At 61.6% G+C, this 12,239-nt stretch carries 12 protein-coding genes; 2 read left to right on the forward strand and 10 right to left on the reverse strand.

The genetic code is table 11. From position 1 onward, the window contains the following. Positions 1 to 157 precede the first annotated feature (157 nt). Positions 158 to 367 (reverse strand): cold-shock protein, encoded by a 210-nt coding sequence (locus CAF77_RS20100; RefSeq protein ID WP_002554837.1) that lies wholly within the window; start codon positions 365 to 367, stop codon positions 158 to 160. A 353-nt stretch (positions 368 to 720) separates the two neighbouring features. Here CAF77_RS20100 and dcd point away from each other — a divergent pair, with 353 nt between their 5' ends. Further along, the gene (dcd, locus tag CAF77_RS20105; RefSeq protein ID WP_007954988.1) at positions 721 to 1,287 is read left to right on the forward strand and encodes a dCTP deaminase; all 567 of its coding nucleotides are present in this window, start codon (positions 721 to 723) and stop codon (positions 1,285 to 1,287) included. A gap of 106 nt (positions 1,288 to 1,393) precedes the next feature. Next, positions 1,394 to 1,603, forward strand: coding sequence for a hypothetical protein (locus CAF77_RS20110; RefSeq protein ID WP_011332763.1), 210 nt, complete (start codon positions 1,394 to 1,396; stop codon positions 1,601 to 1,603). A gap of 39 nt (positions 1,604 to 1,642) precedes the next feature. On the opposite strand, the gene pdeM is transcribed toward CAF77_RS20110, so the two are convergent. The 9 genes from pdeM to CAF77_RS20155 all read right to left on the reverse strand — a co-directional run bounded on the left by pdeM (position 1,643) and on the right by CAF77_RS20155 (position 12,081). Then, positions 1,643 to 2,299, reverse strand: coding sequence for a ligase-associated DNA damage response endonuclease PdeM (gene pdeM / locus CAF77_RS20115; protein WP_064382914.1), 657 nt, complete (start codon positions 2,297 to 2,299; stop codon positions 1,643 to 1,645). Next, positions 2,299 to 4,785, reverse strand: a complete 2,487-nt coding sequence (locus CAF77_RS20120; protein WP_064382915.1) for a ligase-associated DNA damage response DEXH box helicase — start codon at positions 4,783 to 4,785, stop codon at positions 2,299 to 2,301. Before CAF77_RS20120 ends, pdeM begins: the two co-directional genes overlap by 1 nt. Before the next feature lie 59 nt (positions 4,786 to 4,844). After that, a complete protein-coding gene (locus CAF77_RS20125; protein ID WP_085655625.1) occupies positions 4,845 to 5,609 on the reverse strand; it encodes an ABC transporter ATP-binding protein in 765 nt (254 codons plus the stop codon). A 13-nt stretch (positions 5,610 to 5,622) separates the two neighbouring features. After that, positions 5,623 to 6,741: a succinylglutamate desuccinylase/aspartoacylase family protein gene (locus CAF77_RS20130; RefSeq protein ID WP_085655626.1), complete on the reverse strand. Its 1,119-nt coding sequence runs from the start codon at positions 6,739 to 6,741 to the stop codon at positions 5,623 to 5,625. Positions 6,742 to 6,753: 12 nt separating this feature from the next. Then, the gene (locus CAF77_RS20135) at positions 6,754 to 7,464 is read right to left on the reverse strand and encodes an ABC transporter permease (protein WP_011332767.1); all 711 of its coding nucleotides are present in this window, start codon (positions 7,462 to 7,464) and stop codon (positions 6,754 to 6,756) included. Next, on the reverse strand, positions 7,461 to 8,189 hold the full coding sequence (locus CAF77_RS20140; RefSeq protein WP_085655627.1) for an ABC transporter permease: 729 nt from the start codon (positions 8,187 to 8,189) through the stop codon (positions 7,461 to 7,463). The genes CAF77_RS20135 and CAF77_RS20140 overlap by 4 nt, the downstream gene beginning before the upstream one ends. 56 nt (positions 8,190 to 8,245) lie before the next feature. After that, positions 8,246 to 9,028 carry a transporter substrate-binding domain-containing protein gene (locus tag CAF77_RS20145; RefSeq protein WP_011332769.1) on the reverse strand — a complete coding sequence of 261 codons (783 nt, stop codon included), beginning with the start codon at positions 9,026 to 9,028 and terminating at the stop codon, positions 8,246 to 8,248. A gap of 333 nt (positions 9,029 to 9,361) precedes the next feature. After that, positions 9,362 to 11,050, reverse strand: coding sequence for an ATP-dependent DNA ligase (locus CAF77_RS20150; RefSeq protein ID WP_085655628.1), 1,689 nt, complete (start codon positions 11,048 to 11,050; stop codon positions 9,362 to 9,364). Beyond that, positions 11,047 to 12,081 (reverse strand): ligase-associated DNA damage response exonuclease, encoded by a 1,035-nt coding sequence (locus CAF77_RS20155; RefSeq protein ID WP_085655629.1) that lies wholly within the window; start codon positions 12,079 to 12,081, stop codon positions 11,047 to 11,049. Before CAF77_RS20155 ends, CAF77_RS20150 begins: the two co-directional genes overlap by 4 nt. Positions 12,082 to 12,239: the final 158 nt, after the last annotated feature.

A 12,239-nucleotide genomic window follows, 5' to 3' on the forward strand; every position in this document is an offset into this window, starting at 1 on the left:
AAGTCAGCGTGTAATCGCGTTGACTGCGTTTTGCGCCCGAATCCATTGCACCCTCCTGATAAGAAGCCAGAAGGTGTAAACCTTATTCAGGACGAGACAACGCCCACAAAAAAGCCCCGCTTTTGAGGGCGGGGCCTTTTTCTAAAGAAGCTACAAGTTAGATAACTTGTACTTCTTCAGCTTGCATGCCTTTCTGACCGCGGGTAGCGATGAAAGAAACCTGTTGGCCTTCTTTCAGGCTTTTGAAGCCGTCGGATTGGATAGCTTTGAAGTGAACGAACAGGTCGTCACCGGATTGTGGGGTGATGAAGCCGAAGCCTTTTTCATCGTTGAACCACTTAACGGTACCGGTTTGGCGATTAGACATGGTGTAACTCCTTGAACAAAGATAACTGCGACTCAGGAAGAACCCTGGCCGAGACTGAGTGCAAAGAGCAGGAAAAATTCTTGTAGATGGTTGGATCGAAATTCAACATATCGTGTAGAGATTCTCAGTGACACAAGCAGCACAGTGGCGCCACCTTAACCCTTTTTCCGGAACGTGCCAATGCTTCTTGCGAAGGTTTCTCTGTTTTAGGGATCGACGGTGTGACGGTTCGTCGCCAGGCCGCGTAATTCCTGCACGTTCGCCGAGATTTGCAGCGCGGACTTTGAACCCGGCGGCGCGCCCGGTAAGATGCCGGACAGATTTTTTCCACCTCGCTATTCAGGACACCCGCCATGAGCATCAAATCGGACAAGTGGATTCGCCGCATGGCGCAGGAACACGGCATGATCGAGCCGTTCGTCGAGCGCCAGGTACGTGGCAGCGACGACAGCCGTGTGATCTCCTACGGTGTGTCGAGCTACGGCTACGATGTGCGTTGCACCAATCATTTCAAGGTGTTCACCAACATCAATTCGGCCATCGTCGATCCGAAAAACTTCGACGCCGGCAGTTTTGTCGACGTCCACAGCGATGTCTGCATCATTCCGCCGAACTCCTTCGCCCTGGCCACGACCGTTGAATACTTCCGTATTCCACGCAACGTCCTGACCATCTGCCTGGGCAAGAGCACTTACGCCCGTTGCGGCATCATCGTCAACGTCACCCCGCTCGAGCCCGAGTGGGAAGGCCAGGTGACCCTGGAGTTCTCCAACACTACCAACCTGCCGGCGAAGATCTACGCCAACGAAGGCGTGGCGCAGATGCTGTTCCTCGAATCCGACGAGGAATGCGAAGTCTCCTACAAGGATCGCGCCGGCAAGTACCAGGGCCAGCGTGGCGTGACCCTGCCGCGTACCTGATCCGTCCATCCGGCAGTTACCGGGAATTCTTCGGCGGGTAGACACTCTATGAGGTGTACTGCCCGTTTCGCGAACAGCGGGACGGGCCTTCGCCGAGGAGTGCTCCATGAAGATCGATCCGCAAATCACTGCCGAACTGGCAAGGCTCGAGCCCAATCAGGTTGGCGTAATGGCCTGGTCGTTGCTGGCACACCCACCCATCACCACGGCCGGCGGAATCCCTCACCAGCCCGATCCCGATACCCCCAACGAAGAACCGACCGAGCCCGGCGAACCGACGTTGCCGGACAAACCGCCACCCGCGCCCGTCGCTTGATTGAATGCATGGCCCGTCGGCTGAATCCTGAACAGGACTTCAGCCGACGGGCCATATTTCGTTGTCGCCAATGACAAAGATCCGACAGCTGTCTTCCTTCTCCACCGGGTAACCTCCGGTAAAGGCGCCGAAGGCCGGCAGCAGGCTGATGCGTTCTCCTAGCCTGAAACACGCCAGCCGCAAACGCTGACGCCCCTTGCCGATCAATCGATAAACCGGGTGTACGTGCCCTGCGAGGACGTGCCGCTCAGGGTGCGGATCCGGCTCGTGTTGCAACGCGAAGGGCCCTAGCAGCAACGGCTCTGGCACCACCCGGATGTTCAGCGCTAGCGGCGGATCGCCCGCCCGCTTGTCGTGATTGCCGCGAATCAGCGTCATCGGCAGGTCGGCATGACGCGCCCGCCACTGCGCCAAAGCCTGCAACGTGTCGGGGGCGTGGGAGCCAGGTCCGTGCAGAAAGTCCCCCAGAAAGATCAGTTGCCGACACGGCAGCTTCGCCAGCAATTGCTCGATCACTGCGATATTGCTCGTCGTAGTGCCCTGCGGCACCGGTTGGCCAAGTCGACGATAAGCGGCCGCCTTGCCGAAATGCACGTCGGCAATCAGCAGCGCCTGTTGCGCCGGCCAGTACAGCGCCTTTTCCGGCAGCAACCAGAGTTCTTCGCCTGCCAGACGCACGGGGTAGGGCGCGTTCATCAGGATCGGCCTGTGTCGGCGGTTTTCTCCAGATCGCCGACCATGCGCCGGATCCGGTCGGCAAGTTTTTCCGAACTCATGCTTTCGCGCATGCGCTCCACCAGCAATGGAAAGCCGAGCGGTGTCGGACGTTTGATCAGGTGCATGTCCAGTTTCATCCGGTTGATTCGCTCCAGTGTCTGTTCCAGTCGTCGTATATCCAGTTCTTCCCGCAGGACTTCTTCCCCGGCCTGGGCCAGTAGCAGGTTGTCGGCGTCGTATTGTTTGAACACTTCAAAAAACAGCCCACTGGAGGCCTGCACCTGACGGGTGCTTTTCGGCGCACCGGGGTAGCCGGCGAACACCAGGCCGGCAATCCGCGCAATTTCCCGAAACCTGCGCAGCGCCAGTTCGCCCGCGTTGAGGCTGGCGAGTACATCGCGCAATAAATCCTCGGGACTGAGCAGGGCATCATCCAGCTGTACAGACCAGTCAACGGGCGTGGCGCTGAGCAGTTCCAGTCCGTAATCGTTGACCGCAATCGAGAAGGTCACAGGCAAGCGCTGACTGACCCGCCACGCCAGCAGGCTGGCCAGCCCCAGATGCACCTGGCGTCCGGCAAACGGGTAGAGGAAAAGGTGCCAGCCTTCGCGGGATTTCAGCACTTCGGCCAGTAGGTTGTTGTCTGTCGGCAGGCCCGACCAGCGCATCTGTGTTTCCAGCAGCGGGCGCAAGGCGTGCATTTCCGGGCCGGCAAACTCACCGTGTGCCGCCGCGCTGAAGCGGCTGACCACGGCTTCGGCCAATTCATTGGAGAGCGGCATGCGCCCGCCATTCCAGCGCGGTACGGCGGCTTTTTTTGCGGTGCTGCGTTTGACGTAGGCGGTCATGTTTTCCACCCGCACCAGTTCCAGCAAGCGCCCGGCGAACAGAAAACCATCACCGGGTTTCAGGCGTGCGATGAAGCTTTCTTCCACGCTGCCCAGTTGTTTGCCGCCACCGCCCTTGCTCCAGAATTTCAGGTGAATGCTGGCATCGCTGACGATGGTGCCGATGCTCATCCGATGGCGGCGCGCCAGTCGCGCATCGGGAACGCGCCAGATCCCGTGCTCATCCGGCTCGACCCGGCGGTAATCCGGGTACGCCGTCAGCGACATCCCGCCGTGGCGTACGAACGCCAGCGCCCAGGCCCAGTCTGCTGGTGTCAGGTCGCGATAGGCCCAGGCACCACGGACTTCTTCGTACAGCTCATCGGGAACAAAGCCACCGCCCAGGGCCATGCTGACCAGATGCTGCACCAGCACATCCAGCGGTTTGTGCGGGGACAGTCGCGGTTCGATCCGCCGCTGTGCCACGGCATCGCCAGCGGCCGCAGCTTCGATCAGCTCCAGGCTGTGGGTCGGCACCAGGGTGACCCGCGACGTTCTACCGGGCGCATGGCCCGAACGCCCGGCACGCTGCATCAGTCGTGCCACGCCTTTGGCCGAGCCGATCTGCAGTACACGCTCCACCGGGAGGAAATCCACCCCCAGATCCAGGCTTGAGGTGCAGACCACAGCTTTGAGTTGACCGTTCTTCAGCGCCTGCTCGACCCAGTCGCGGGTGTCGCGGGACAGAGAGCTGTGGTGCAGGGCAATCAAACCGGCCCAGTCCGGCCGCGCTTCCAGCAAGGCCTGATACCAGATTTCCGATTGCGCCCGGGTGTTGGTGAACACCAGGCTGCTGGCGCAGACGTCCAGTTCGGCGACCACCTGCGGCAACATCTTCAAGCCGATATGCCCGGCCCAGGGAAATCGTTCGATGGCCGGTGGGAGCAGGGTATCGACCTTGAGCGACTTTTCGCTTTGCCCCTGAATACTCACGCCGCCGCCCTGTGGGATCAGCACCTGTTCGGCGTGGGACTGATTGCCGAGCGTCGCGGAAACGCCCCAGACGATCAGCCCCGGCTGCCAGCGCCGTAGCCGGGCGAGGGCCAGTTGCAATTGCACGCCGCGCTTGTTGCCGAGCAATTCGTGCCACTCATCCACCACGACCATACGCAGCGTCGACAGCGCCGTTTGCGCGTCGGCCCGGGCGAGCATCAGGGTCAGGCTTTCCGGGGTGGTGATCAGCGTGGTGGGCAGGCGCCGGTTCTGCCGGGCGCGTTCGCTGCTGCCGGTGTCGCCAGTGCGCAGGCCGACGCTCCAGGGAATCTGCAGATCGTCCAGCGGCGCTTGCAGGGCGCGCGCGGTGTCGGCAGCCAGCGCGCGCATGGGGGTGATCCACAAGACTGTCAGCGGTTCGGCGGGCGGTTTGCGTTTACGGGTGGTTTCAGCAACAGACCTGGAGCGGGCAAACCGATTGAGCGCGGCAAACCACACCGCGTAGGTTTTACCGGCGCCGGTGCTGGCGTGCAGCAGGCCGGATTCGCCACGCTTTACCGCGGCCCACACCTGTTTTTGAAAGGCGAAAGGCTTCCAGTCGCGGGCGCTGAACCAGTATTTGGCGAAGTCGGTGGAAGTGCCCATGCCGGCGACGTGTGCTCTGAAGGTGTTCCTTCAATGACCGCGCCGGCCGGGCAATAGTTTTACTTGAGATTGCCGCTGAGGAATTGCTTCAGGCGTTCGCTTTTCGGATTGCCCAGCACTTCTTCGGGTACGCCTTCTTCTTCCACCAGCCCCTGATGCAGGAACAGCACCTGGCTCGAGACCTTTCGCGCAAAGCTCATTTCATGGGTGACCATGATCATGGTCCGGCCTTCTTCGGCCAGGCCCTGAATCACCTTGAGCACTTCGCCGACCAGCTCCGGGTCGAGTGCCGACGTCGGTTCGTCGAACAGCATGACTTCCGGCTCCATCGCCAACGCGCGGGCAATCGCCACCCGCTGTTGCTGGCCGCCGGAGAGAAACGCCGGGTACTGATCGGCCACCCGTGCCGGCAGGCCGACCTTTTCCAGATAACGCCGGGCGCGGTCGTCGGCTTCCTGTTTGCTGCAGCCCAGCACCCGGCGCGGGGCCATGGTGATGTTTTCCAGCACGGTCATGTGGCTCCACAGGTTGAAATGCTGGAACACCATCGCCAGCCGGGTGCGCAGGCGTTGCAGTTCATTGGGGTCGGCGACGTGCATGCCGTGGCGGTCGGTGACCATGCGGATCGCCTGGCCGTCGAGGCTCATTGCGCCGTCGTTGGGTTGTTCGAGAAAGTTGATGCAGCGCAAAAAGGTGCTTTTGCCCGAGCCGCTGGCGCCGATCAGGCTGATCACGTCACCGGTCCTGGCCTTGAGCGAGACGCCTTTGAGCACCTGATGGTCGCCATAGCTTTTGTGCAGGCCTTCAACGGTCAATTTGTACATGGGACAGGCATCCTCAAGGCGAAAGTAAATAGCCGCTGCGATAGGCTTCGGCGCCCGCGACGTGGGCGATCACCATCCCGGCGGTGGCCATGCGCCGCAACGAGCGGGCATAGAGCAGACCGGAAGCGGTGCAATGGACTGGTGTGACCCGGTCGCTGATCGGGTCGATGATTTCGGCGATTTTCTGCCCGGCTTCCAGAAGCTGGCCGGGTGTGGCGGTGTAGACGAGCAGGCCGCCGACGGGAGTGGCCACCGGTTCTACGCCGGCCAAAGGTGTGGCGGGATGTGGCAGGGCCGGCAAGGCTTTGGGCTCGCCGACGATGGCGCCGAAATGAATCAGGTAATCGATCAGCGCCTGGCAATCGCGACTGGCCAGCGGATGGGTGACATCCCCCTGGCCACGCAACTCGACGGTGACCGAGAAACTGCCGAGCGGAATCTCGAAGTGTTCGCCGAAGCGCTCCTTCAATTGCCACCACAGCAGGGTGAAGCACTCATCGAACGACTGGCCGCCGGAGTCGGTGGCCAACAGGCTCGCCTGGGATTCGATGTAGCGCGCCAGCGGCTCGACCTGCGGCCAGGCCTCGGGCGTTGTGTAGAGGTGAACCACGGATTCGAAATCGCAATGCAGGTCGAGCACCATGTCCGCATCGCAGGCCAGCCGTTGCAGGGTCAGGCGCTGGGATTGCAGTTGGGTGCTGGCGGTCTGGCGGGCGAGGGCATTGCGCAGGCTGGCGCGGATCAGCTCAAGGTTGCGCTGCGGGTCGTCGCACAGCTGTGTTTCGATCTCGTTGCCGATTTCCTCGCTGAGGTCGACAAACCAGCGGTTGAAGTTCTGCCCGCTCTCCAATTCGTAGCGGCCCAGCGGCACATCCATCAGCACCTGTTCGAGGCCGACCGGGTTGGCCACCGGCACCAGCACGATTTCGCTGCGCAGGCGGCCGGCGGCTTCCAGCTCCGCCAGGCGCTGCTTGAGGTGCCAGGCCACGAGCATGCCGGGCAGTTCGTCGGCGTGCAGCGAAGACTGGATGTAGATCTTGCCTCGGGCCTTGTCCGGGCCAAAGTGAAAACTGTGGATCTGTCGTGCGGTCCCCGGCAGCGGGGCCAGCAGGTCGTGTATCTGATGACGCATCTCTAATGGGTCCTAGTGGGTCGGGCCGAGGAAGGCCAGCCATCGGCGTTCGGCAAGGCGGAACAGGCCGACCAGCGCAAAGGTGATGGTCAGGTAGATCAGCGCGGCGATGCCGAACGACTGAAAGGTCAGGAAGGTCGCCGAGTTGGCGTCCCGCGCGACTTTCAGGATGTCGGGGATGGTCGCGGTGAAGGCCACGGTGGTCGAGTGCAGCATCAGGATCACTTCGTTGCTGTAGTACGGCAACGAACGGCGCAGCGCCGACGGCATGATCACGTAGGCATACAGCTTCCAGCCGGTCAGCCCGTAGGCCTTGGCCGCTTCGACTTCACCGTGGTTCATGCTGCGGATCGCCCCGGCGAAAATCTCCGTGGTGTAGGCGCAAGTGTTGAGGGCGAAGGCCAGGATCGTGCAGTTCATCGCATCGCGAAAGAAACTGTCGAGCAGCGGCTGCGCGCGCACGGCGGCCAGGCTGTAGATCCCGGTGTAGCAGATCAGCAGCTGGATATAGAGCGGCGTGCCACGGAACAGGTAGGTGTAGAACTGCACCGGCCAGCGAATGTAGAAGTGCGGCGAGACCCGGGCGATCGACAGCGGAATCGACACGATGAAGCCGAAGAAGATCGAGGCGCTGAGCAGCCACATCGTCATCGCAAGACCAGTGATGTTCTGACCGTCGGTATAAAGGAAGGCTTTCCAGTATTCCTGCAGGAGTTCGATCATCGTACGGCCTCCCTTGCACCGGCGGCGTAGCGGCGTTCGAGCCAGCGCAGGATGAAGTTCGAGGCACTGGTGATGAGCAGGTAAATCAACGCGGCGAGCACCAGGAAGTAAAACAGCTGATAGGTGCTCTTGCCGGCGTCCTGTGCGGCCTTGACCAGATCGGCCAGGCCGATGATCGAAACCAGCGCGGTGGCCTTGAGCATCACCATCCAGTTGTTGCCGATGCCCGGCAGGGCGAAGCGCATCATTTGCGGGAACACCACGAAGCGAAAGCGCTGGCCGCGCTTGAGACCATAGGCGGTGGCGGCTTCGACCTGGCCGCGCGGCACGGCAAGAATCGCCCCGCGAAAGGTTTCAGTGAAGTACGCGCCGTAAATGAAGCCCAGGGTCAGGACCCCGGCGCTGAACGGGTCGATCTCGATGTATTCCCATTCCAGGTAATCGGTGAGCGTCGTCAGCCAGGTTTGCAGGCTGTAGAAGATCAGCAGCATCAGCACCAGGTCCGGCACCCCGCGAATCAGCGTGGTGTAGAGCTGGGCGGGCAGGCGCAGCAGTTTGACTTTTGACAGCTTGGCACTGGCGCCGAGCAGGCCGAGCAACACGGCCACCAGCAGCGACAACGCCGACAATTTGATGGTCATCCAGGTGCCTTCCAACAGCAACAGGCCAAAGCCCTTGAGGCTGAAGGCGGAGAGCCCCAGATGTTGTAAGAGGGTTTCGAACATAAATCAGCAACCTGACTGAATGAAAAAGGCGCCCATCGAGGATGGGCGCCGGGGCATTATTTGCCGCTGTACAGATTCAGATCGCCAAAGTGTTTCTTTTGAATCTCGGCGTATTTGCCGTCATCGTGTAACGCTTTGATACCTTTATCCAAAAGCGCTTTCAGCTCGGTGTTACCTTTCTTAATACCGACAGCGGTCTTGGCTGGCAGCAAGTGGTTGTCGACCGGCTTGCTGACTTCATAATCAGCGCCTTGCGGCGACTTCAGAAAGCCCAGTTCGGCCTGCAACATGTCCTGAATGCCCGCATCGAGACGGCCCGAGGTCAGGTCGGAATACACCTGGTCCTGATTTTGATAGGCCTGGGTTTTCACGCCGGCCTTGTCCAGCACGGCTTTGGCATAGGCTTCCTGGATGGTGCCTTGCTCGTAGCCGACGGTTTTGCCTTTCAGGGAAGCGACGTCGTCGGTGATGCCCGAACCTTTTTTCGACACGTAGGCCGTCGGGCCGGAGAACAGCTCGCTGGAGAAGTCGATGACTTTTTCGCGGGCTTCGGTAACGGTCATCGACGAGATCACACCGTCGAATTTATTGGCCTTGAGGCCCGGAATCATGCCGTCGAAGTCACTTTCAACCCATTTGCACTTGACCTTCAGCTCGGCGCAGATCGCGTTGCCCAGATCGATGTCGAAGCCAACCAGGCTGCCGTCTGCCGCTTTCGACTCGAACGGTGCGTAGGAAGGGTCAACGCCAAACCGCAGTTCTTTGTATTCCTTGGCCAGCGCGGAGCCGGCGGCCATGCACAACGCCAGTGCAGAAAGGGTCAGCAATGCTTTTTTCATTATTCAATCCCTAAGAACCAATATGAGCGCTTGTGGCGCGGAATGATTGTTACTGGAGCGCTTACGACTTATAGAAAGTAGCAATTTCCGAACCAGAGTCCCGAACAAGTGTTTTAAAAGGTGCAGCAAGTGCATGCCGGGGCCGGTCAGTGCACGAAAACGGGCGCACCGCAAAAGCTGCACCAGGATGGTTCAGGGGATCGTTCCCACGCTCTGCGTGGGAATGCAGCCCGGGACGCTCCGCGTCCCAAAGCGGACGCGGAGCGTCCATTGAGGCGTTCCCACGCGGAGCGTGGGAACGATCGGGGTGAGGGGGAGTATCGGGGGAAGGAGTCAGACCAACAGGTTTTGCAGGGTCGCCAGGCTGTCGGCCTCGTCAACGGTTTTGTCCTGACGCCAGCGCAACATGCGCGGGAAGCGCACGGCGATGCCGCTCTTGTGCCGACGGGAGAGGGCGATGCCTTCGAAGCCCAGTTCGAACACCAGGCTCGGTTTCACACTGCTGACCGGGCCGAATTTTTCCACGGTGGTCTTGCGCACGATGCTGTCGACTTCGCGCATTTCCGCGTCGGTCAGCCCGGAATAGGCCTTGGCGAAGGGCACCAGCGCCCGCGCACTGGCACCGGGCGGGCCGTCCCACACCGCAAAGGTGTAATCGCTGTAAAGGCTGGCGCGGCGACCGTGACCGCGCTGGGCGTAAATCAACACCGCGTCGACGCTGAACGGATCGACCTTCCATTTCCACCACACGCCCATGTCCTTGGTGCGGCCGACGCCGTACATCGCGTCCCGTGCCTTGAGCATCATGCCTTCGACTCCCAGGCGCCTGGAGGCCTCGCGCTGACGGGCGAGGTCAAACCAGTCATCTCCCGTCAGGATCGGCGAGGGTAGCAGCACCGGGTTGTTGCAGCGGGCGATGACCTGCTCCAGTTGCTCACGACGCTTGGCCTGAGGCTGATTGCGCCAGTCTTCGCCTTCCCATTCGAGCAAGTCGTAGGCGAGTACCACCACCGGCGCGTCTTCGAGGATTTTGCGGTCCAACGACTTGCGGCCGATCCGCTGCTGCAACAGCGCGAAGGGTTGCACCGCCGGGGCCTCTGTCGACTGCGGATCGAAAGCGTCTTCGGTGACCGGGCGCTGGTTTTTCCAGACCACGATTTCGCCGTCGATCACCGTGCCATCGGGCAATCCGTGCAGCAGCGTGTCGAATTCGGGAAAACGCTCGGTGACCAACTCCTCGCCGCGCGACCAGACCCACAATTTTCCGTCACGCTTGACCACCTGCGCCCGAATGCCGTCCCACTTCCATTCCACCTGCCAGTTGCTCGGCGGCCCGAGCAGGGCCTCGAAGGTTTCCACCGGTTGCGCCAGCGCGTGGGCGAGGAAGAACGGGTAGGGCTGGCCGCCGCGTTGGGCGTGCTCTTCGCTGGATTCGGGGGCGATCAGTTTCAGGTAAGCGGCAGCGTTCGGCCGGTTGGACAGGTCGGTATAACCCACCAGTCTTTGTGCCACGCGTTTGCTGTCCAGCCCGGCCATGGAGGCAAGGGCGCGGGTCACCAGCAGTTTGGATACGCCGACCCGGAAACTGCCGGTGATAAATTTGATGCACAGCATCAGGCTCGGCCGATCCAGTTGCGCCCACAGAGCGGGCAATTGGTGGGCGAGGTATTCCGGGGTTTCACCGCGCAGGGGCAGCAGTTTGTCTTCGATCCATTCGGCGAGGCCGGCCTCGGAGGTGTATGGATGTTCCGGCAACACCAGCGAGATGGTTTCCGCCAGATCGCCGACCGCTTGATAGCTCTCCTCGAACAGCCATGGCGCCAACCCGGACATTTCGACCGCGAGATCGCGCAGGATCCGCACCGGCACCAGTTGCCGCGGCCGCCCGCCGGACAAGAAGTACACCGCCCAAGCGGCATCCTGCGGTTGCGCCTGGGCGAAGTAGGTCTGCATGGCCGCCAGTTTGGCGTTGCTGGAGGTGGTGGCGTCGAGTTCGGCGTACAACCCGGCGAAGTCTTTCATGGTTGTACCTCGGCAACGGCGGGCGTGGCGGCAGGAAGCTCTTCCTCATCGTCACCGTATTCGGTGTTGAACCCTTGTGCGTCCAGCCCTTTTTCGCGCAGATGGCGCACCAGGACGCCAATCGAGCCGTGGGTGACCATCACCCGCTCGGCGCCGGTCTGTTCGATGGCCCACAGCAGGCCGGGCCAGTCGGCGTGATCCGAGAGCACGAAACCGCGATCGACCCCGCGCCGCCGACGGGGGCCGCGCAAGCGCATCCAGCCGCTGGCGAAGCTGTCGCTGTAATCGCCGAAGCGGCGCATCCAGCTGCTGCCGCCGGCCGAAGGCGGGGCGATGACCAGCGCCTGGCGCATCATCGGGTCGTTCTTTTTCACCTCGCCGGCGTAGATCGTTGGTGGCAGGTAGACGCCGGCCTCGCGGTACACGCGGTTCAGCGGCTCGACCGCTCCGTGGCTGAGGATCGGCCCGAGGGTCTCATCGATGCCGTGGAGAATCCGCTGGGCCTTGCCGAACGAATAGCAGAACAGCACGCTGGCCTTGCCGGCCTCGATGTTGGCCTGCCACCACTGATTGATCTCGGCGAATACCTGCGCCTGCGGCTGCCAGCGGTAGATCGGCAGGCCGAAGGTCGATTCGGTGATGAAGGTGTGGCAGCGCACCGGTTCGAACGGCGCGCAGGTGCCGTCGGGTTCGATCTTGTAGTCGCCGGACGCGACCCAGACTTCGCCGCCGTACTCCAGCCGCACCTGAGCCGAGCCGAGCACATGACCGGCGGGATGAAAACTCAAGGTGACGCCGTGGTGGGTCAGGCGCTGGCCGTAGTCGAGGGTTTGCAGGTTGATGTCCTGGCCCAGACGCGCGCGCAGAATCCCTTCGCCGGCGCTGGTGGCCAGGTAATGCTGGTTGCCACCACGGGCATGATCGCCATGGGCATGAGTGATGACCGAGCGCTCGACGGGTCGCCACGGGTCAATATAGAAATCCCCGGCGGGGCAGTACAAACCTTCGGGGCGGGCGATAACAAGGTCCATGGCGTTACCGGAACGGAAGACTTGTTAGCTATGAGGTTGGCGCGAAGTCAGAAGTTCTATTGTTTTTCTGAACTGTCGCATGATCGTTCCCACGCTCTGCGTGGGAATGCCTCAAGGGACGCTCTGCGTCCAGTGACGCGGAGCGTCACGGGCTGCAT

Source organism: Pseudomonas sp. R15(2017) (genome assembly GCF_002112685.1).
Classification (GTDB): domain Bacteria; phylum Pseudomonadota; class Gammaproteobacteria; order Pseudomonadales; family Pseudomonadaceae; genus Aquipseudomonas; species Aquipseudomonas glycinae.